Below are 19,622 nucleotides of genomic sequence, written 5' to 3' on the forward strand. Positions count from 1 at the left end.
CCCGGTGATGAAACCGTAACGAAATGTGAACCTTCAACGAACAGAGCCCCGCTTCCCCGAATCGGGGGCGGGGCTCTGTTCGCCGCATCAGGCCGGCTCACGCGCCTGCTGCTCTGCGTGGTCCAACAACTCCCGCTCACCGTCGCGCAGATCGTCGAGCGTGCGGGTGCTCAGTCCGGCAAGGAGGACGGTGGCCCCGGGCGGGGTGTTCGTGTACTCCCAGCCGCCGGCGATCCCCGGCGCCTACGGCCCGCAGGGTATGTACAAGGGCGGGTTCGCGGGGAAGGCCACGTTCACCTACCGGTACAGCCATCGGCCCGCGGTATGGGGCCGACTGCTGACCCGGGCCGGTTTCAGCACTGCCAAGGCGGAAGTCCTCGATGCGCCGAAGGCTGGCCATATCGGCACGTTGATCGTGACTGCCCGCGTCTGAGCAACGCTGCCGCCCCATAGTGGGACGGGATCGGCATCCACGTCCTCGTGCCGACTCCGGTGTTGCGGGCGGGGCATCTCACGAGGTCAGTGGGCGGGATGTCGAGGACCTGGGTGATACGGAAGAGGACTCGCGCAATCGAGTGAAGCATTTGCCCGCGACACGTGCTCGCTACAGGGCCTTCCCGCCGCCTCCGGTGGCGATGCCGCCCCGCGGTTTGGGGGCGGGGAAGGGGCGTGCGTCCGGTTCGCAGGTCGCTCCGACGGGCGGGAGGGTGCCGTCGAGGAAGTAGCGGCTCTCGTACTCCCTCACGCAGTCGCCGGAGTTGATCAGTGCCGTGTGTCCCCAGCCCCGGTTGGTGAGCAGACGGGCGGAGGCCAGATCCTTGACCATGGCCTGCGAGCCCGCGTACGGGGTGGCGGGGTCGTAGGTGGTGCCGACCACCAGGACGGGGTGTGCCGTCGGCTCGTTCCACGGCCCGCGGTAGCGGTTCGCGGCGACGACCGGCCAGGTGGCACATGCCTCCGCGGCCCAGGCCCAGAAGCGTCCGGCGTCACCCGCGCGGAGCGCGGCGGCCTCCTCCAGCGCGTGGTAGACGCCGGGGTCACGCGGAGTGGGACTGTCGGAGCAGAGGATGGAACCGGCCTGCTCGACCCCCGTGTAAGGGACCGGGACCGGCGACGCGGGCGACGGGGCGGCCGACTGCGGAACGCGCCCCTGCCACAGGTCCTGCAGCCTGGCCGCGAGGTCCGTCCAGCCGGGGTGGACGACGTAGAGGGCGCTCACCACGTCGGCGACCGTCCGGCCGTAGGTCCAGTCGCTCATCGGATGCTGCCGCAGGCGCCGCATCAGCTCGTCGAACTTCGCCCGGGTGGCCTTCGCACCCCCGGCGGAGAAGGCGCAGCCGGCCGTGGAGGCGGACCCGCACAAGGTGAGGAACTGGTCCAGGGTCGCCGCGGCGCTGACGTCCGAGCCCATGCGCAGGAACGGCGTCAGCCGTGGTGCCGCGTCCGAGGCGTGATTCGTCCACGCCTGCGGGTCTACGTTGCTGTCGAGGACCATCGCGCGGACCTTGCCGGGGAAGAGGTTGGCGTAGGTGGCGCCGAGGAACGTGCCGTAGGAGACGCCGAGGTAGGTGAGTTGGGGTTCGCCCACCGCCTGGCGGAGCTGGTCGAGGTCGCGGGCGGTGTCGGCGGTCGACACATGGCGCAGCAGCTCGGGGTCCCGCCGCTCACAGCGTCGGCCCAGATCCGCGAACGCGGCGATCCAGGCCGCCCGCTGCTGTTCGCCCACCGGGAGACCGACCGGCTTGTCCGCGTTCCATGCGACGGCTTCCTCGGTGGTCGTGAAGCAGTTCACCGCGGTGCTGTTGCCGACTCCGCGTGGATCCCAGCTGACGATGTCGAACCGTTCCCGTACCTCGCGTGGGAAGGACTCGTAGTTCTGGGGCATCTGCACCGTTCCCGGGCCGCCCGGACCGCCGGGGTTGAAGAAGAGGGTGCCCGCGCGACGTCCGGGGCCGGTCGCCTTTCGTCTGACGACGGCCAGCTCGATGGTGCGACGACCGGGGTCGAGATAGTCCAGCGGTACCTTGGCGATCGCGCAGTCGAACTCCGAGCCCTGCGCGCAGGGTTTCCAGTCCAGCCGCGGGGCGGGTACCGCGGGGAACGGCACGTCGGCCGGAGCGGGATCCGCTGTGGTGAGGGCCGTGGAGCAGAACACCGCCGACGCGATGACCATGGCCCCACGCCGACGGTTCGCTATGGAACCGGATATGGGCACGCTGTGTCCCTTTCGACGGAGGTCGCCTCGACGGTCCACCCAGTCGACTCCACCGTCACCGGCGGAGCATCCACAGCTGGGCCGATGGAGTGACCTGATCGGGCGGGGACCGGGACGGGCTCACCGACTCCCGGTCGCCCGCCCGCGTCGCGTCCCCGCCGTGGCACCCGGCCACGACAGCGTGATGCCGTCACCCACCGGCAGCGCCTGCGCGCGCGGAGAACGCGTCCGGCCGGACCAGGAGGCGAGCCCAGGTACGGCTGCTGCTCGGCGCGGTCGCGGCGGCGCTCAGTCGCCCGCCACCGACGGAGGGCAGGCGGCCGGGGCCGGCGGCAGCGCGCGCCGCTTCCGCCACACCCGTGGGGCGCACTCCGTCCCATGCTCCACTCCTGGGGACACCAGGACCTCTGTTCCAGTCCTGGGGACGCCAGGACCTCTGCTCCAGTCCTGGGGACGCCAGGACCTCCTGGCCCCGCGTTCGGCGTCCCAGCCACGGCGGTAGGCCGGGGGGTTCGGCGAACATCGCCTCTCCGCGAGTCCGGGGTGACCGGCACCGCCGGCATCGGCTACCGATCAGTTGCTCAACTATGCGGACGATCCGACTCTTCGGACGTAAGTTGATCTCGCGCTACGCCGCTGACCCCGACGTACTGCCAAAGATGCGGCCTTCTCCACTCCACTGGGGTCCGATGAGTCCGCGGAGCCGCGCCCGCGTGGCTTCCTGCTTCTGGACCAGGCGACGTGTCGCCTCTACTTGGACACCCCCGCTTCACGGGGTGCCCCGCCGTTCGGTGTCGACCTTCCCCTGCGCGACGGAGAAGGCTCTGTTGTCGTCGGCGTGGCAGGAGCGCATGCCGCACTTCCCGTCCTCCTGGAAACCGGGGAGTTGGAACGCATGCGGAAGGACGTCCACGCCCCCTACTGCCATGCGGTCTACAACTTGGTGGACTGGCTCGCAGGTTGCTGATTGCATGTCGGCAGGGATCTGATCCCGACCTCCAGGCGTCCAGGCGTCCACATCCACGGCGCCGTCCAATGGCAGAAGGCATTGGCAGGCGACTGGGCCTCTGGCACCGCCGATGTCACCCGCCGTGTCCCGGAGAACCAATGAAGCTACCCATCACCATCCACCAAGCACGGCTCGGGTCCACGGAGTTCAAGGTCATCCGACCAGCCCGGCCCCTGGTCCGCGCGGTGCTCATCGACCACGATCGGCACCTGGACACCTACCTCGATCAGGGCGCCGCCCAGCGGATCGGTGGGCTGTGGAAGATCGCCGCCTCATCACCGCGCTCCTTGGTCCACCTGCCGATACGGGGGAACCGTGGCCCTTCCCACGAGCTGCCGGAGGACGGCACACGGCAGCTTGATCTCGTCTTGCTGCACCACTCGCTCCAGTTCGCGCCCTCACGCTGGAAGGAAATACGACAACGGCTCGGCCCAGGGCGTCCACAGACCGTGACGCTGCCTGGCGCAGGACACACCGACGAAGCCGTGACCGACCACGAGGCACGGCACTACCAGGAGAACCGGGATCTGTTCCACCAGCATCTCCACGCCGAGACCCTGTTCATGACCGGCAGCGCGAAGGTGTTCACGGACACCGCCCGGCACTTCTTCGACGTCGCCCGGAACGGCCCCGGATACGTCCCCGTCCATCCGAGCTACCCGCGCTTCTGCACCGAACTCCACTCCAACGACGGCATTCTCGGCGACGCGCGCGAGATCCACATCGAGTACTGCGACCAGTGGGACGCATGACCCTGACCGACAGGACTCCAGCGACCATGGCGTTCGACGATCACCTTCGGCATCTCGTCGAGAAAGCCCTCTCCTCCATCCCGGCCGCCGACGCCGACGACATCTACGCTGTCTCGTTCCTCATCGACAACGAGGACGACGACCCCCGTAAGCCGACCCTGACGATCGGCTACAACACTGAGACTCAGGCCCACCACAGCATCCAGGATGCCTCTGACCAGGCAGAAGCCCGCTGGAACTACGCTTTCTGGATCCAGAACGAGCTGACTGTGGTCGGCGACCTGACCAGCGACCCCGCCGGAGCCGCAGCCCGCCAGGAGTGGATCAGCGACCTCGGGCTTTGGTACGACGGGCCGACCGACCTCGCCGACTGGGATTCGGCCATCGGGCCACTCGCCGCGCAGATCGAGGCCCGCTTCATCCAGACCTGCTGCCAGCTCGCCCGAACCCTCCACACGACCGGCGTCATCGAAAGATCTGTCGGCCGAACCGTGCCGGTGATCGTCCACGAGCTGGAGTACTACGAGGCGATCGCCCGGAGCACCGAGGCCGCCAACCCACCCGGTCTCGCCGCCGAGTTCACCTCATGGGTCCGCCATGGCTGAGGCATTCGGTCCGTTCCAGTTCGACCGTCACCAATACGCCGACGCCTTGCGGACGCTGAGCGTGGTGCCGGACCCCGACACCGACGTCGACGCCGACGTCGACGCCGACGCCGACGACACGCGTGCATGAGCGCTATCAGAATCGACCTGTTGGGCCAGGGGACGGGGATGTGGTTCAGGGAGAGGCGAGCTGAGACCGTTGCCTCGCTCGATCGGCATCTGCCTGAGCAGCGCCATCCGTCGACTCTGGACGGCAACCTCTCCCTCGACACCGACGATGAGCAGACCGGCCACCTCTTCTCCGACTGAGATCCTGAGGACGTCGCGCTCCTCGAAGCGGCCGTCGGACATCACCCCACTTGGGCGGGGCGGATCGACATCTCGGGGCGCATCGACGGCACCGATGAGGTTCACCAGATGATCGCTGTGCTGCTTGAGCATGGAGGCGTGGCAGCGGACGACTATACCGCCCGCCCATGGACCCTGCCGGAAATCCTGTCTGGAACAGTGCTCGACGGCCTGCTCTTCTTCGACTTTCGCGGCTACCACGAACTCAGCCGCGAGCACGGGCGTTCGTGACTCGATCACCTCACCAGCGCAAGTTCGGAGAAGCCCGCGTCCCGGCATTCTCGGTAGCCTGACCATCTGCTGCATGGAGTGTCCATGTATGCGTCCGGCCGTTCCTTGCGACGGTTTCCGACGGAACGGGATGAGGCTGCAATGAGTGAACCGACGAAGCCCGAGGTCCACGTTCCGGAGGGTGACGCTCCTACCGAGCTGACCGTCCGGGACCTGGTCGTCGGGGTCGGGGCCGAGGTGAAGCCGGGCATGGTGGTCAGGGTCCACTACGTCGGGGTGCTCTTCGCGTCCGGTAAGGAGTTCGATGCCTCCTGGGACCGGGGCCAGCCGTTCAAGTTCGCCCTCGGCAGCGGCAAGGCCATCAAGGGCTGGGACCGGGGGGTGAGGGGGATGAAGGTCGGTGGCCGGCGCGAGATCATCGTTCCCCCGCGTCTCGGCTACGGTAATCAGTCGCCCTCACCGTTGATCCCGCCGGGCTCGACCCTGGTCTTCGTGGTGGACTTGCTGGACTCGTACTCCCACACGACCGGGTGGAGCAAGGCGTAGTGCTCGTGGCCGTCCTCCCCCACGACGTACCGCGAAGTCTCCCGGGGTCGGCGCCGCCGTGCTCCTCGCTGCCGCTCCAGCTTCCACCTCCGCAGCGTCCGAATGATTCCGCTGCGATTCAGTGACCGCCGGAGGCCACAGGGCGGTCGACTGCCTCGACACCCTGCCCAGCGCCACCGCCCGGGTGCCTGAACCGGGGGTCCGAGCGCCGTCCCGTCCGCAGGCGCCACCACGGATCGCACAGCGAGGCGAGGGGCTCGGAACGGGCCGTGTCAGCGTGCTCGGCCGGGGTCGGTGGCCGCTTCGCCTCCCGACGCGGTCTGCGGCCGGATCGCGGCGGGGCGGAACGATCTCTTCTGGGTGGTCGATCCCGTCGAGCGGAAACGTCAGGCACCGACGCCGCGTGGTGCCCCTCCCGACGACAGGTCTCACCGGGCGTCGAGCGACACCCTCGAGTCCCCGTCGCGCGATTGCCCGGTGGGGGGCGGCGCGGTGCTGGCGCGCACCACGAGCTTGGTGGGGACGAGGGTGGTGCCGTGTTCCGTCGCGTCCAGGTGCATCCGCCGCAGGACGCCCTCGACGCAGAGGCGTCCCACCTCGGCGAAGTCCTGGTGCACGGTGGTCAGCGGCGGCAGGAAGGAACCGGCCTCCGGGATGTCGTCGAAGCCGATGACGCTCACGTCCTCGGGAATCCTCCGGCCCCGCTCGTGCAGGGCCCGCAGGAGCCCCAGTGCCATCTGGTCGTTGGCGGCGAACACCGCCGTGCAGTCCCGCTCGTCCGCGAGGAGCAGACCCGCGCGGTAGCCGGACTCCGCCGACCAGTCGCCCCGTACGAGGGGCGGTGCTGCGCGCCCTTCCTCGGTCAGCGCGGCGTTCCAGGCGTCGGCGCGGCGCTGCGCCGCGAACGACTCCTCCGGACCCGCGAGGTGCCAGACGGTGCGATGGCCGAGGTCCAGCAGGTGCCGTACGGCGGCACGGGCTCCGCCCGCCTGGTCGGTGTCGACCACGGCGTAGCGGTCGCCGGCGTCGGAGTCGGCGACGACGACCTGTACATGGGGAGGCAGGGAGATGGTCGCCGCGTCGAGCAGGTGCACTTCCATGATGGCGATGACGGCGTCGACGGCGAGCTCGCCGAGCCGGGAGAAGGCGCCCCGCACCTCGTCCTGGGTGGGGACGGCGACGGGCAGGAGGGTGACGGCGTAGCCGTCCTGCGCGGCGGAGGTCGCGATCGCCTCCAGGGTGCGCATGTTGCCCGTGGTGGAGAGGTTGAAGGTGATGACGCCGATGGTGCGGAACTCACCGCGTTTCAGCGCTCGGGCCGCGCTGTTGGGCCGGTACCCCAGCTCCTTCATCGCCGCCAGGACCTGCCGCCGGGTCTCCTCGTTGACACCGTCGTAGCCGTTGGACACCCGGGAGACCGTCTGCGACGAGACACCGGCCAGCCGTGCGACGTCCGCCATGGACGCGCCCTGCGTGCGACGCCCCGGCCGCTTTCCCGTGCGCGTACGGGCCCGATCGAGGCCCCCCGACCCGCTGTCCGCAGTGTCCACCCGTCTCCCCTGCTCCCGAGAAGCCGTTACTTCGGCGACTCTTGACCACCGACATTGGCGCAGTGTAGACATGCCGCCATCAGATGTTTACGTAAACATAACAGGCCAGGGCCCTTTCCGCGGCTGATGTTTACGCAAACATCGACGGCTGCTCCGCCGGTTCCGAGATGGACGAGCGAGGAACGACATGACGACGCTTCAACCCCCCGCGGCCGTGACACGGCGTCCGGAGAGGCCTCCGGGGAAACGGGACCGCCGCTCCTGGACAGGCTGGGGGTTCATCGGCCCCTTCGCGGTGGTCTTCGCCTTCGTCTTCCTGGCACCGATCGCCTATTCGATCTATCTCAGCCTCTTCCGCGACAGGCTCATCGGCGGCACCTCCTTCGTCGGCCTCGACAACTACCAACAGGCCCTGCAGGACCAGCAGTTCTGGGACTCGCTGACCCGTGTCTCCCTGTTCCTGGTGATCCAGGTGCCGATCATGCTCGGCATCGCCCTGTTCGTGGCACTCGCACTGGACAGCGGCCGCCTGTACGGCCGGGACTTCTTCCGGATCTCGATCTTCCTGCCGTACGCCGTGCCCGCCGTGGTCGCCACCCTGATGTGGGGCTTCATGTACGGCACCCGGTTCGGCCTGGTCGGCGACATCAACAGCGCCTTCGACGTCACCCTGCCCGACCCGCTCTCCTCGAACCTGATCCTGGCGTCGATCGGCAACATCGTCACCTGGGAGTTCGTCGGCTACAACATGCTGATCTTCTACTCGGCGCTGCGGGTGATCCCGCAATCCCTGTACGAGGCGGCGGAGATCGACGGCGCGGGGCAGATCCGCGTCATCAGGGCCATCAAGCTCCCCGCGATCCGCGGCGCCCTGGTCATCGCGACGATCTTCTCGATCATCGGCAGCTTCCAGCTGTTCAACGAGCCGAGCATCCTTCGGCCGCTCGCGCGCAACGCCATCACGACGGACTACACCCCGAACTTCTACACGTACTCACTGTCCTTCAACGGGCAGCAGCACAACTACTCCGCGGCGGTCGCCATCATCATGGGGCTGATCACCATGGTCATCGCCTATGTCGTGCAGCTCCGCGGCATGCGCAAGGGAGCGTGACCCGATGAGCAGCACGAGCAGCACGAGCAGATCCGCCACCACCGGCTCCCGTCCCGCACCCGCCGAGGCCGGGGGCGCCGCCAAGGGCACGCCCCGCCTGCGCACCTCCCGCAAGAACACGCCCAGGCGCCCCAAGCGCAGCATTCTGCTGACCGTGCTCACCGGGTTGATCCTGGTCTACACGGTGGTGCCCCTGCTGTGGCTGGTCATCAGTGCCACCAAGACCCAGGACGGACTCGCCGACTCGTCCGGACTGTGGTTCAGCCACAAGTTCGCTCTCTGGAGCAACATCCACGACACGTTCGCCTACCACGACGGCATCTTCGTCCGGTGGCTGCTGAACACCCTGCTGTACGTCGTGCTCGGCGCCGGCGGTGCCACTCTCCTGGCGATCCTGGGCGGCTACGCGCTGGCGAAGTTCAGGTTCCCCGGAAAGCGCGCCGTCTTCGCCGTGGTCATCGGTGCCGTGGCCGTGCCCGGCACCGCCCTGGCGGTACCGACCTTCCTGATGTTCAGCAAGATGGGGCTGACCGACACCCCCTGGGCGGTGATCATCCCCTCGCTCGTGTCGCCCTTCGGTCTGTATCTGATGTGGGTCTTCGCCAGCGAGGCCATCCCCACCGAACTGATGGAGGCCGCCCGCATCGACGGAGCGGGCGAGATCCGCACCTTCTTCCAGGTGGCCCTGCCGCTGCTCGCCCCCGGCACCGTGACCGTCCTGCTGTTCACCACGGTCGCGACCTGGAACAACTACTTCCTGCCGCTGATCATGCTGAAGGACCCGAAGTGGTACCCCCTGACACTGGGCCTGGACGCGTGGAACTCCCAGGCCCAGACCATCGGCGGCGACGTGATCTTCAACCTGGTGATCACCGGTTCGCTGCTCACCATCGTGCCGCTGATCGCCGCGTTCCTGCTGCTGCAGAAGTACTGGCAGTCCGGGCTCGCCGCGGGAAGCGTCAAGGAATAGCCCGGCCTCAGGCCCAGGCCCCCTGCCTCCGCAGCCTCGCCTCTTCCCGCTCCCCCCTGTCCCATCCATGAAGAAGTCCCGCCCACGAAGAAGTGGAAGCACCTCCATGCGCAGAACCACCGGCCGCCTGCTGCGCGGCTTCACCCTCCTCTCCGTCCTCGCCCTGGGGGCGACCGCCTGCGGAGGCTCCGACGACAGCGGCTCCGGCCAGAAGGCCGTCTCCGCCACGGACATCCAGGCGGCCCTCAAGAAGGGCGGGTCGGTCACGGTCTGGGCGTGGGAGCCCACGCTGAAGACGGTCGTCGCCGACTTCGAGAAGAAGTACCCCAAGGTCAAGGTCAACCTCGTCGGCGACCGGTCCGGTGACAAGCACTACACCGCTCTGTCGAACGCCATCGCGGCCGGCAAGGGCGTCCCCGACGTCGCCCAGGTCGAGTACTTCGCGCTGAGTCAGTACTCCCTCACCAAGGGCCTCAGCGACCTGGCCCCGTACGGCGCCGACAAGCTCGCCTCCAAGTACACCCCGGGTCCGTGGAACGCCGTGAGCGACGGTGACAAGGTCTACGGCCTGCCCATGGATTCCGGCCCCATGGCGATGTTCTACAACAAGAAGGTCTTCGACAAGTACAAGATCGCCGTCCCGACCACGTGGGACGAGTACGTCGACGCGGCTCGCAAGCTGCACAAGGCCGACCCCAAGGCGTACATCGCCAACGACGCCGGCGACGCGGGCTTCACCACCAGCATGCTGTGGCAGGCCGGTTCGCGCCCCTACAAGGTCGACGGCACGAAGGTGGCGGTCGACTTCCAGGACGCGGGCGCCAAGAAGTACACCGACACCTGGCAGAAGCTCATCGACGAGAAGCTCCTCGCGCCCATCAACGGCTGGACCGACGACTGGTACAAGGGCCTCGGCGACGGCACCATCGCCACGCTGACCACCGGTGCCTGGATGCCCGCCAACTTCGTCTCCGGGGTGCCGAACGCCTCGGGTGACTGGCGGGCGGCCCCGATGCCGCAGTGGGCCACGGGAGAGAAGGCGACCGCGGAGAACGGCGGCAGCTCCCTCGCCCTGCCCGCGCTGGGCAAGAACAAGGAACTCGCCTACGCGTTCGTCGAGTACGCCAACTCCGGCGACGGCGTGCAGAGCCGCATCAAGGAGGGCGCGTTCCCGGCGACCAAGGCCGAACTCCAGTCCACCGACTTCCAGAACATCAAGTTCGACTACTTCGGCGGCCAGCAGGCCAACAAGATCTTCGCCGAGTCCGCCGCCAACGTCGGCAGCGACTGGTCGTACCTGCCCTTCCAGCAGTACGCCAACTCGATCTTCAACGACACCGTCGGCAAGGCCTACATCTCCGGCACCAAGCTGGCCGAAGGTCTGAAGTCCTGGCAGGACGCCTCGATCAAGTACGGCAACGAGCAGGGCTTCACCGTCCAGAAGTAGGCACATGGAGGGCTGCCGCCGGGGAGCGGAGGCCCAGCGGCAGCCCTCCGGCACCCACCACGCACCACCCCGTGCAGCACATCGGAAGGACCGCCATGATCTCCACCCTCCTGTCCCAGTTGCGGCACGGGCCGGACGGTGATCCCACCCCCCGACTCGCCTACGGCGCCGACTACAACCCGGAGCAGTGGCCGCGCGAGGTGTGGGAGGAGGACGTACGGCTGATGCGCGAGGCCGGCGTCAACATCGTCTCCGTCGGGATCTTCTCCTGGGCCCGCATCCAGCCGGCCGAGAACGAGTGGGACTTCGCCTGGCTCGACGAGATCATGGACCTGCTGCACGCGGGCGGCATCGGCGTCGACCTGGCCACCGCCACCGCGTCCCCGCCGCCCTGGCTCACCACCGCGCATCCGGAGATCCTCCCCGTGACCGCCTCCGGCGAGACGCTGTGGCCGGGGGCGCGCCAGCACTGGCGTCCCACCTCGCCCGTCTTCCGCGAGCACGCGCTGCGTCTGGTACGGACGATGGCCGAGCGGTACGCGGACCACCCCGCACTGGTGGCCTGGCACGTCTCCAACGAGCTGGGCTGCCACAACGTCTACGACTACTCCGACGACGCCGCCCGCGCCTTCCGCGACTGGCTGCGCGTGCGCTACACGACGCTCGACGCCCTCAACCACGCCTGGGGCACCGCGTTCTGGTCGCAGCGCTACAGCGACTGGGAGCAGATCCTGCCGCCCCGGCTGGCCGCCTCCCACCCGAACCCCACCCAGCAGCTGGACTTCAAGCGCTTCTCCTCCGACGCGCTCAAGGACTACCTGCGCGCGGAGCGCGACGTGCTGCGCGAGCTCACGCCCGCGGTGCCGGTCACCACGAACTTCATGGTGATGGGCGGCACCAAGGGCATGAACTACACCGACTGGGCCGCCGAGATCGACTTCGTCTCCAACGACCACTACGTGGTGCCGGGCCCGCAGGACCGGGACGAGCTGTCCTTCTCCGCCAACCTCGTCAGCGGGATCACCGGCGGCCGTCCGTGGTTCCTCATGGAGCACTCGACCAGTGCCGTCAACTGGCAGCCCGTCAACGTGGCCAAGCGGCCCGGCGACCTCGCCCGCGACTCGCTGGTCCATGTGGCGCACGGCGCCGACGCGGTGTGCTTCTTCCAGTGGCGTCAGTCGGCGGCCGGTGCCGAGAAGTACCACTCGGCGATGCTCCCGCACGCCGGTGCGGACAGCGAGGTCTTCCGTGCGGTGACGGGCCTCGGGCAGACCCTCGACGCGCTGGCCCCGGTCGCCGGGACCGAGCGCGAGCCGGCCCGGGTCGGGATCGTCTTCGACTGGGACTCCTGGTGGGCGAGCGAGCAGGACTCCCACCCGACCTCCCTCCTCGACTACCGGCAGGAGGCGCTGAACTGGTACTCCGCCCTCCTGGCCCTCGGCGTCCGCGCCGACGTCGTCACCCCGCACACCGAACTGGACCGCTACCAGGTCCTGATCGCGCCGGTGCTGCACGTCGTCCCGGCGCCGCTGGCCAAGGAACTCACCCGGTACGTGGAGAACGGCGGCCACCTGGTCACCACGTACTTCTCCGGCGTCGTCGACGAGAACGACCACATCTGGCTCGGCGGCTACCCGGGTGCCCTGCGTGAGCTGCTCGGCATCCGCATCGAGGAGTTCGGCCCGCTGCTCGGCACGGACACGGTGGAGGTCGGTGTGAACGGCGTGACCGGTGGGGCGACCGGTACCGTGTGGACCGACCGGATCACGGTCACCGACCCCGCCGTGGAGGTGCTGGCCCACTACCGCGGCGGCACGTACGCCGACCGGCCCGCGGTCACCCGCCGTACGGTGGGCCAGGGTTCGGCCGCGTACGTCTCCACCAGGCTCGGCGCCGACGGCCTCACCGGGCTGCTCCCGGAGCTGCTCGCGCCCGCCGGTGTCGGCAGTGAACTGCCGGACGCGGCACGCGGGAGCGTCGAGCTGATCGTGCGGCGCGGGGGCGGCAGCCGCTATCTGTTCCTGGTCAACCGGACCGACGAGACGGTGGCGCTGCCGGGGATCGCCGGGGAGCCGCTGGTCGGCCGGACGGACGACGAGGGCACCGTCGTCCTCTCCCCCAGGGACGTCGCCGTGCTGCGACAGCCCGCCCGCTGACATCCGCGGTCACCCGGCACCGCGCCCGGGTCGAGGGTTCCACCGCCGTGTCCCCACGTGGGGGCACGGCGGTCCTCGTGGAGGGCCGACACGGGTGCGGACGGCCGGGTCCGGGTCGCGCCGCGAGGCGCCGGGGGCGGCGTCAGTTCCCCTGGCCCGGAGCACCCGGCCGGCGCCGCACCCACCCGTACAGCGCCACCGAACACACCGCGGCGAACGCGCACCAGGTCGACACGAACTCCAGCTCCCACAGCGCCCAGCAGACGAGCGCGCCCGCGCCGACCAGCAGCCCGAGCAGTCGCAGCAGCCGGTCACCGGAGAGCAGCAGCGAGCCGACGGTGGCCAGGAAGTAGCCGCCGACGAGCAGTTCCGGGTGGGCCAGATCGACCGCGTAGCCGAGCGTGTGGCCGCGGATCTCGGCCCGCACCGGACGGGTCGCGAGCGCGAACGTGAGGGCGGCGGCGGTGGCGACGCCGATCACGAGAGGGATCGTGAGCCGGCGGCGGGCGTGCCGGGGCGCCGCGCACAGCACGCCCGCCGACACCCACACGGGCAGCAGCGGAAGGGCGATCGCCGCCCAGGCGACGGTGGCGGGGCCCGTTCCCCCACCGGAGTGCCAGACCAGGGACTCGACGATCTGGTGTGTTCCCAGCAGCAGCGGCAGCGCGGCCAGCGGAAGATCCCGGGCCCGCCGCGCACGCGTCACACAGGCCACTCCGACAGCGGCGATACCGGCACCGGCTGCCAGGTCGGCCGTCGCACTCCAACACATCGCGTCACCATGGGGTCGGCCTGCACGGTATTCCAGCTCTACGGAGCCCCACGCTACGGCTCCCCCGGCCGTTGCCCGGGACGGACACGGCCACCGCGGCCGATGTCCGCGCGGTAGGCGCGCCGTGCGGGGCGTCCGCACCGAGGCGCGCGGGCCGGCCGACCGACCCGAGTACCGGCCCGAGTACCGGCCCGAGTACCGGCCCGAGTACCGGCCGCGTGGTGTCCGTCGACCAGAACCGGCCGGGCCCGCGCGGTGCGCGACACGCGGGTGGGCCGCGTGCCGGGCAGGCCCCTGGCATGCTGCACCCATGCCGACGCCCATGCAGCCAAGCTCGTCCGCCGAAGCCGCCGTACCCCCGCTCAACGGCACGCGCATACAGGCGCGTTCGGTGAGTCAGCGGGTGCGCGGCGCGGGCCGTGTCCTGGACGACGTGTCCCTCGACCTCGCCCCCGGACGGCTCACCGTGATCGCCGGCAGCAGCGGGGCGGGCAAGACCGTCCTCCTGCAGACGCTGGCCGGGCTGCGCGCCCCGGCCGAGGGGGCGATCCTGCACGACGGGTCCCAACCCGGTTCACCCGGGCCGGAGTTCGGGTTCGTACCGCAGGAGGACATCATCCACCGCGAGCTGCCGCTGCACCGGACGCTGGTGTACGCGGCGGGGCTGCGGATGCCCGCGGGCACGCCCGCCGAGGCGGTCACCGCGCGCGTGGAGCGGGTCCTGGAGACGCTCGGCCTCTCCGCTCGGGCCTCGACGCCCGTACGCGCGCTCAGTGGCGGAGAGCGCAAACGAGCGTGTGTCGCGGTCGAGTTGCTCACCCGGCCGCGGGTGCTGTTCCTCGACGAGCCCACCTCCGGGCTCGACCCGGTGACCGGGGCGGCTCTGCTGCGGACCCTGAGCGCGCTGGCCGAGGAGGGCACCACCGTCGTACTCACCACGCACACCCTCGCCGATCTGCTCCGCGGTGACCAGGTCGTGTTCCTCTCGCCCGGCGGTGAGGTGGCGTACGCCGGTGAACCGGCCGCGCTGTGCGGCGCGTTCGGGGTCGGCACGGTCGAGGAGGTCTACGGGGCGGTGGCGGGCGGGGCGCGCGCCGAGCGGGCCGTCCCGGCGGGCGTAGCAGAGACCGCCCCGCCGGACGCCGGGCGGACCGGTGCCCCACCGCCTCCGGTACGTCCGCGGCGTGTCGGCGCCGTGCGGCAGTGGTCACTGCTCACCCGCCGTGGCACCGCGCTGCTCCTGCACAACCGTCTGTCGGCCGCGGTCCTGGCCGGTTCGCCGGTGATGATCGTGGCGATGTTCGCGGTGCTGTTCCGCGCGGGCGCGTTCGCTCCCGCCGCGCCGGATCCCGGGTCGACAGCGATGATCATGTTCTGGATCGCCTTCGGCGCGTTCTTCTTCGGGCTGACCTACGGACTGCTGCAGATCTGTGCCGAGTTGCCCGTGCTGCGTCGCGAGTGGCTGGCCGGGCTGCGGATCGGTCCGTACCTCGCGTCGAAGCTGACCACGATGCTGCCGGTGCTCGCGCTCGCGGACGCGCTGCTGCTGGTGGTGCTGCGGGCGCTGGACCGGCTGCCCGCGACGGGGTGGACGACGTACGGGTCCCTGTTCGTGTCGAGCGTGCTGGCCTCGGCCGCCGCGCTGGCGCTGGGACTGCTCGCCTCGGCCGCGGTGACGGAGCCGGCGCAGGCGACGCTGATGCTGCCGCTGCTCTGCTTCCCGCAGGTGCTGTTCTCCGGGGCGTTCGTGCCGGTGCCGCGGATGACGGGGGCCGGGGAGGCGATCAGCTGGGCGATGACCAACCGGTGGGCGTTCGAGGCGCTGGGCAGCGGGGTCGGCCTCGAGTCGCTGTGGCGCGCGGGTGCCTCGCCGCTGGGCCGTCCGCTGCTGGCGTCGTACGGGGACTCGTTCGGTCATCCGGCGGCCCGGGGCTGGCTGGTCCTCGCGGGGTTCGCGGTGCTGTTCCTGGTGGTGACGTGGGCGGTCCTGGTGCGCAAGTGCCGGGAGGGCGTGGTGCGCAGCCGGGCGGGGCGGTGAGCGGCCGCTCGGCATCGCGGAGGTACGTGCCTGCGCGCCGCGCGTCCTTCTCAGCAGCCCACCCGGGCCGCCAGTCCCGCCGCCCCCGGTACCCGGTCACGGTAGGTCCGGGTCACGAAGGTCAGGAACGTCTCGATGTCCCTGGGCTGCGAGGAGACTCCGAGGGAGATGCGCACGGCTCCCGCCGTGGGCAGGCGCAGCAGTTCCAGGTAGTCCTCCAGTGAACCGACCGGCCGGCGCGCCGCGGAGCGCAGCAGGCGCAGCGGGAGGGAGAACGCCGCTTCGCCGGCGCCCGGGTTGCAGAAGCACCCGGTGCGCAGCGAGATGCCGCGGGCGGCGCTGTCACGGGTGACGATCCGTTCGTCGACGATCCGGCCGTCGGCTCCGAGCAGGTTCAGCGCGACGGTGCCGCCACGGGCCGCCCCGGCCTGTTCGGGACCGTAGATCCTGACCATCGGGGAGCCGTCGCCGTGGCGTAACGTCCGCAGCCCGTCGAGCAGTCGGCCGGTCAGGTCGGCGACGTGGGCGTGCACCCGGTCCATGCCGAGGCGGTCGATCCACCGGAGGCCCGCGGTGACGTCCGGGATGGACAGGAAGTTCACCGTGCCGTCCTCGAAGGCCGCTTCGTCGTCGGCGAGGACGTGCCACTGGGCCTGGGCGCTGACCGCGAAGATGGTGCCGCCGGAGAACCAGGGGCGGCGCAGCTTGGCGAGGGCCGTCCGGCGGGCTATGAGACTGCCTATACCGGTGGGGTGGCCGAAGACCTTGTACCAGCTGACCACGGTGAAGTCCGGGTGGAACCGGCTCAGGTCGAGGGGACTGGCCGGTACGAACGCGGCCGCGTCGAGCAGGACGTCGTAGCCGTGCTCCTGGGCCTTGGCGATCCATTCGAGCGGATGCCGGACCCCGGTGAAGTTGCTCTGCGCCGGGTAGGCCAGCAGCCCGCGCGAGCCCGGTGCGCCCCGCCCGCGCACCGGACCGGGCCGTCGGCGCCGTACGGAGAGCGCTTGGCGCAATCGCTCCTCGTCGATCCGCAGACCGGGCCCACTCACCGGTACGTACGCCGTCGCGGCGCCGCCCGCCCGCGCGTACTCCCGCAGTCCGTTCACGGAGTTGTGGTTGTCGAGCGACATGACGAGCCTGCCGCCGCGCCTGAACGGATAGGCCTCGCCGACCAGGCGCAGGGCGCCCGTCGCGTTGGGCGTGAAGATCACGGCGTACTCGGCGGGGTCGGCGTTGAAGTGTGCGAGTACGGCCTCGCGGGCCTCCGCCAACAGCAGCCCGGAGGCGCGGGAGGCCGGGCTCTCGGAGTGCGGGTTGCCGAACACCCCGCCCGTGATGCGCTCCGCGCTCGCGGTGACCAGCGACCTCGGCGGAAGACCCGCGCCCGTGTGGTCGAGGTAGGTGTGGCCGCCCTCGTCGAGGTAGCCGAACTCGCGCGTCCGCAGTTCGGCGAAGCCGTCGTCCCCGGCGCCCTCGGCGCCCCCGCCGACGCGTCCGTCGCTCCGTGCCCTGTCCATGAGTCCCCCTCCGCCCGCCCGGTCTGCTCCCGAGCCCCGGGAGCAGACCTTCATGAAGCTTCAACAAAGGTATCGCCACAGGTGCGTTCTCCCCTGTGCCGTGGCGACGAAGGGTGATTGGGTGGGCCCGGCCACATGTGTCGATCCGCAGGAGAACCTCACCATCATGAGTAGCGCATACACATACGAATACAAGGTCGTCACCTTCCGTGAATCGCTCATCGGCGACGCGCTGGACAGCGACAAGCTGGAGAAGGTGCTCAACAAGCACGCCGAGGACGGCTGGGCGCTGAAGGCGATCACGTCCGCGGACGTCAAGGGCCGCATCGGTCCGGGCGCTGTCGAGGGGCTCCTCCTCACCTTCGAGCGGCCTCGCGGATAAGTCCGTTTACGTCTCTTTATGCCCGCTTGTGACCTGGTTGGAGTGCGCGGGACGCCGAGGCGGGGGATGCTGTTACTGATGGGACAGCGGATCCGCGAGTGCACTGATGCCGCAGGAGGCCTTCCGGACCGGAGGGCCCCTGTCGGCTGTGCGGATACCGGAGGCGAGCTGCAGGCCGCGGACATCCCCACGGGCACTCGTGCCCGACCGCAGCCGGCCAGTGATGTCAGGACGGTGCGGCGATGATGAGCGACAGGACACTCGACCGTGGGGTCGTCTCCAGTCATACGGTGTTCGGCGCGCCGTGCTGGGTCAGTCTGACCACACGTGATCTGCGCGCCGCGGAGGATTTCTACCACGCCGTACTGGGCTGGGAGTGGCATTCGGGCACGCTGGGTGATCAGTACCGGTTCGCCCGCGTCAACGGGGTGCCGGTCGCCGGCGTCTCGGGGATGTCCGGGATCGGGGCGAAGATGGCCACCTGGACCGCCTACTTCGCGGTGGCCTCGGCGGACGAGACCGTGTCACGCAGCCAGGAACGCGGCGGCACGACCGCGGTGGGGCCCATCTCCTTCCCGCCGGGGCGGGCCGCGCTCCTGGCCGACCGGGACGGCGCGGTCTTCGGTATCTGGGAAGGTCAACTGGTGGCCGGCTGGGAGGCGTGGCGCCGGGCGGCACCGGTCTTCGTGCGACTGCACACCCGCGACGCCTTCGACGCCGCCATCTTCTACGCGGAGGTCCTGCAGTGGGCCTCCTCCGATCCCGCTTCCTGTCAGGTCGACTACGAGGACAACGAGGTCGTGCTGCGCAGTCAGGGCGACGTCGTGGCCCGGATCCACTCGGGCGCGGTCGGGGCGGCACCCGACCCCACGATCAGGCCCCACTGGCGCGTCCACTTCACGGTCGACGACGTGGAGGCCTGCGCCCGCGCCGCGCGCGCCCACGGGGGCACGGCCCACCAGCAGGGGGCCGGCTCCACGGAGGCCATCCTCAGCGACCCCGACGGGGCGCACTTCAGCGTGAGCTGCCACGACGCCGAATAGGGCGCGGGGCGCCTGCCGTCGGTGTTCACCGACCGGGGCGGCGCGATTCGGGGCGGGGGGGGATCTTGGGCGCTCGACAGCGACCCCTCCTCGGTAGCAACCCTCACCCGGCCGGCACGCACCCAGTCCGCCCGCCCCCGGCCCGCCCGCCCCCGGCCGACCCGCCCCCGGCCGGCCCGCACCCGGCCGGCCCGCACCCGGCCGGCCCGCACCCAGCGAGCCTGCACCCGGATGGCCATACCTGGCCGGAATCCGGGCGGGGGCGCGGTCGGGCCACGGAGTTCGACGCGCAGACGGTTCCAGGGCGTCGGAGGGTTCCGGGACGCGGGAACGGTTCCGGGACGCGGGACGGTTCCGGGCCCCGTCCGCCCGTCACTCGGTGCGCGACGTGCTCGCATACGCCCCCGGCCCCGCGTACGGTCCCGGCCCCGCTCCGGTTCGCCGCACGCCCACGCACTTCGGGGCGCGGCGCGCTCACGCGCCACGCCCCGGCCGTCCGGGCCCGGCACGGCCCGGCGCCCCGCCACCCTGGGCGCGGGGCGAGGCGGGCGGACCGGGAGCGTCGCTCAGCGAAGCGGTTCGGCGGTGGGCGACACGGGCGACTGGTAGCCGCCGCTGGCCAGCATCCGTACCTCTCCCGCCGAGCTGATCTCGGCGCGGAGTATGCCGGTGGGATCGGAGTACACCGGGTTTCCGCCCGGCCCGAGGGTCGCGGTGCGTTCGACGACCACCTCGTCCGTGATGACGCCGACACCTGATTCCTGATGGGTGAAGCTCAACCGGTAGCGGTCCGGGGTTTGCATCGTGGCCTCCCGCGCCCGAGATACAAATGCGGGCAAATGACTTCCCTCCATGATGCGGCCAGATGCTCCCTCCGGCACCACGCGCCGGAGGCCGCGCCCGTGCGGCCCTTGTCGGGGCACC

19 protein-coding genes and 1 pseudogene are annotated in these 19,622 nt (G+C 70.4%); 14 read left to right on the forward strand and 6 right to left on the reverse strand.

What is annotated here, in order from left to right:
- Positions 1–190: 190 nt before the first annotated feature.
- Positions 191–433 (forward strand): annotated as a pseudogene (locus ACFVTC_RS20935) (SAM-dependent methyltransferase); the annotation flags it as partial.
- Between the two features lie 171 nt (positions 434–604).
- Here ACFVTC_RS20935 and ACFVTC_RS20940 read toward each other — a convergent pair.
- Positions 605–2,215 (reverse strand): alpha/beta hydrolase, encoded by a 1,611-nt coding sequence (locus ACFVTC_RS20940; RefSeq protein ID WP_390129053.1) that lies wholly within the window; start codon positions 2,213–2,215, stop codon positions 605–607.
- Between the two features lie 769 nt (positions 2,216–2,984).
- Entirely contained in the window at positions 2,985–3,143 is a 159-nt protein-coding gene (locus ACFVTC_RS20945; RefSeq protein ID WP_390129054.1) for a hypothetical protein, read from the reverse strand.
- A gap of 179 nt (positions 3,144–3,322) precedes the next feature.
- On the opposite strand from ACFVTC_RS20945, the gene ACFVTC_RS20950 reads away from it, so the two are divergent.
- The 6 genes from ACFVTC_RS20950 to ACFVTC_RS20975 all read left to right on the forward strand — a co-directional run bounded on the left by ACFVTC_RS20950 (position 3,323) and on the right by ACFVTC_RS20975 (position 5,706).
- Positions 3,323–3,976 carry a hypothetical protein gene (locus ACFVTC_RS20950; protein ID WP_390129056.1) on the forward strand — a complete coding sequence of 218 codons (654 nt, stop codon included), beginning with the start codon at positions 3,323–3,325 and terminating at the stop codon, positions 3,974–3,976.
- Positions 3,973–4,581 (forward strand): hypothetical protein, encoded by a 609-nt coding sequence (locus ACFVTC_RS20955; RefSeq protein ID WP_390129057.1) that lies wholly within the window; start codon positions 3,973–3,975, stop codon positions 4,579–4,581. Before ACFVTC_RS20950 ends, ACFVTC_RS20955 begins: the two co-directional genes overlap by 4 nt.
- Positions 4,574–4,711, forward strand: coding sequence for a hypothetical protein (locus ACFVTC_RS20960; protein ID WP_390129060.1), 138 nt, complete (start codon positions 4,574–4,576; stop codon positions 4,709–4,711). Before ACFVTC_RS20955 ends, ACFVTC_RS20960 begins: the two co-directional genes overlap by 8 nt.
- Positions 4,708–4,890 (forward strand): hypothetical protein, encoded by a 183-nt coding sequence (locus ACFVTC_RS20965; protein ID WP_390129062.1) that lies wholly within the window; start codon positions 4,708–4,710, stop codon positions 4,888–4,890. Before ACFVTC_RS20960 ends, ACFVTC_RS20965 begins: the two co-directional genes overlap by 4 nt.
- A gap of 108 nt (positions 4,891–4,998) precedes the next feature.
- Entirely contained in the window at positions 4,999–5,160 is a 162-nt protein-coding gene (locus tag ACFVTC_RS20970; protein ID WP_390129064.1) for a hypothetical protein, read from the forward strand.
- Between the two features lie 141 nt (positions 5,161–5,301).
- Positions 5,302–5,706: an FKBP-type peptidyl-prolyl cis-trans isomerase gene (locus tag ACFVTC_RS20975; protein ID WP_390129065.1), complete on the forward strand. Its 405-nt coding sequence runs from the start codon at positions 5,302–5,304 to the stop codon at positions 5,704–5,706.
- A 428-nt stretch (positions 5,707–6,134) separates the two neighbouring features.
- Here ACFVTC_RS20975 and ACFVTC_RS20980 read toward each other — a convergent pair whose 3' ends face one another.
- Positions 6,135–7,166: a LacI family DNA-binding transcriptional regulator gene (locus ACFVTC_RS20980; protein WP_390129066.1), complete on the reverse strand. Its 1,032-nt coding sequence runs from the start codon at positions 7,164–7,166 to the stop codon at positions 6,135–6,137.
- Positions 7,167–7,443: 277 nt separating this feature from the next.
- On the opposite strand from ACFVTC_RS20980, the gene ACFVTC_RS20985 reads away from it, so the two are divergent.
- The 4 genes from ACFVTC_RS20985 (at position 7,444) to ACFVTC_RS21000 (ending at position 12,943) form a co-directional block, all read left to right on the forward strand.
- Positions 7,444–8,370 carry a carbohydrate ABC transporter permease gene (locus tag ACFVTC_RS20985; RefSeq protein WP_390129068.1) on the forward strand — a complete coding sequence of 309 codons (927 nt, stop codon included), beginning with the start codon at positions 7,444–7,446 and terminating at the stop codon, positions 8,368–8,370.
- A gap of 4 nt (positions 8,371–8,374) precedes the next feature.
- Positions 8,375–9,340 (forward strand): carbohydrate ABC transporter permease, encoded by a 966-nt coding sequence (locus tag ACFVTC_RS20990; protein ID WP_390129071.1) that lies wholly within the window; start codon positions 8,375–8,377, stop codon positions 9,338–9,340.
- 106 nt (positions 9,341–9,446) lie between these two features.
- Positions 9,447–10,787: an ABC transporter substrate-binding protein gene (locus tag ACFVTC_RS20995; protein ID WP_390129074.1), complete on the forward strand. Its 1,341-nt coding sequence runs from the start codon at positions 9,447–9,449 to the stop codon at positions 10,785–10,787.
- A 95-nt stretch (positions 10,788–10,882) separates the two neighbouring features.
- Positions 10,883–12,943 (forward strand): beta-galactosidase, encoded by a 2,061-nt coding sequence (locus ACFVTC_RS21000; protein ID WP_390129077.1) that lies wholly within the window; start codon positions 10,883–10,885, stop codon positions 12,941–12,943.
- 142 nt (positions 12,944–13,085) lie between these two features.
- Here ACFVTC_RS21000 and ACFVTC_RS21005 read toward each other — a convergent pair whose 3' ends face one another.
- The gene (locus ACFVTC_RS21005; RefSeq protein WP_390129079.1) at positions 13,086–13,715 is read right to left on the reverse strand and encodes a DUF6629 family protein; all 630 of its coding nucleotides are present in this window, start codon (positions 13,713–13,715) and stop codon (positions 13,086–13,088) included.
- A gap of 310 nt (positions 13,716–14,025) precedes the next feature.
- Between ACFVTC_RS21005 and ACFVTC_RS21010 the strand changes: the two genes are divergently transcribed.
- Positions 14,026–15,753: an ATP-binding cassette domain-containing protein gene (locus ACFVTC_RS21010; protein ID WP_390129082.1), complete on the forward strand. Its 1,728-nt coding sequence runs from the start codon at positions 14,026–14,028 to the stop codon at positions 15,751–15,753.
- Between the two features lie 50 nt (positions 15,754–15,803).
- Here the strand turns inward: ACFVTC_RS21010 and ACFVTC_RS21015 are convergent, their stop codons facing one another.
- Positions 15,804–17,273, reverse strand: coding sequence for an aminotransferase class V-fold PLP-dependent enzyme (locus ACFVTC_RS21015; protein ID WP_390129084.1), 1,470 nt, complete (start codon positions 17,271–17,273; stop codon positions 15,804–15,806).
- Between the two features lie 166 nt (positions 17,274–17,439).
- Here ACFVTC_RS21015 and ACFVTC_RS21020 point away from each other — a divergent pair, with 166 nt between their 5' ends.
- Together ACFVTC_RS21020 and ACFVTC_RS21025 are read left to right on the forward strand one after the other, a co-directional pair.
- Complete coding sequence (locus tag ACFVTC_RS21020) at positions 17,440–17,655, forward strand: DUF4177 domain-containing protein (RefSeq protein WP_046728804.1); 216 nt, start codon at positions 17,440–17,442, stop codon at positions 17,653–17,655.
- Positions 17,656–17,897: 242 nt separating this feature from the next.
- On the forward strand, positions 17,898–18,698 hold the full coding sequence (locus tag ACFVTC_RS21025) for a VOC family protein (RefSeq protein WP_329292738.1): 801 nt from the start codon (positions 17,898–17,900) through the stop codon (positions 18,696–18,698).
- A gap of 566 nt (positions 18,699–19,264) precedes the next feature.
- On the opposite strand, the gene ACFVTC_RS21030 is transcribed toward ACFVTC_RS21025, so the two are convergent.
- Positions 19,265–19,501: a DUF6296 family protein gene (locus ACFVTC_RS21030; protein WP_390129087.1), complete on the reverse strand. Its 237-nt coding sequence runs from the start codon at positions 19,499–19,501 to the stop codon at positions 19,265–19,267.
- Positions 19,502–19,622 lie beyond the last annotated feature (121 nt).

The sequence above is a fragment of the Streptomyces sp. NPDC057950 genome (assembly GCF_042887295.1).
GTDB classification, from domain to species: Bacteria; Actinomycetota; Actinomycetes; order Streptomycetales; family Streptomycetaceae; genus Streptomyces; species Streptomyces kaempferi.